The sequence below is a fragment of the Alteromonas sp. ABH4_456 genome (assembly GCF_056160645.1).
On the sequence record NZ_JBSWXO010000040.1, the window covers coordinates 1 to 759 of the forward strand.

Genomic DNA, 759 nt, shown 5'->3' on the forward strand with positions numbered 1-759 from the left:
CGGCTCACTATGATACGGCGGTTGTGCCCGCCAGACCGTATAAACCTAAAGATAAAGCCAAGGCCGAAGTGGGTGTGCAAATCATCGAACGATGGATATTAGCCCGGCTTCGCCATCACACCTTCTTCTCACTACATGAGCTGAACCAGTGCATCAACGCCTTGCTGACAGAGGTGAACAATAAACCGTTCAAACAAATGGCCGGGACACGTCAGCAGTGGTTCGACGAACTGGATAAACCTGCTTTAAAACCATTACCCCGTCATGCTTATGAATACACGGACATCCGCAATGCTAAGGTGAACATCGATTACCATGTGCAGTACGAGAATCACCTGTACTCGGTGCCGCATCAACTGGTGGGTGAAAAAGTGGAACTCCACGCAAAGCCTCGCCTGGTCGAAATCTACTTCCGGGGCAAACGTGTGGCCAGCCATCCCCGCAATGACCGCTATGGCTTTACCACCACGCCGCAACACATGCTTGCGCAGCATCAGCACTACCACAAAGTAAGCGAAGGCAGCCTGATGAACTGGGCGAAAGACATCGGTGATGACGTGCTTCTCTGGGTAAAAGCCCAACTGAAACGTAAACCACATCCCCAACAGGCGTTCCGCGTCTGTCTGGGTGCATTGCGGTTAGCCAGTCAGTATCCGCCGCAGCGGCTCAATACCGCCTGCAAGCTGGCTAATCAGCATCAGCTCTATCGCTTACAGCAACTCAAAGACATCTTAAACAGTAATCAGGACAAGCTCCTCA

Annotated in this window: 1 protein-coding gene; it reads left to right on the forward strand. The window is 51.9% G+C overall.

The window, feature by feature from the left end:
* Positions 1-759 (forward strand): Mu transposase domain-containing protein (locus ACXAG2_RS20855; RefSeq protein ID WP_474870245.1); only part of this gene is annotated, 759 nt, incomplete at both ends.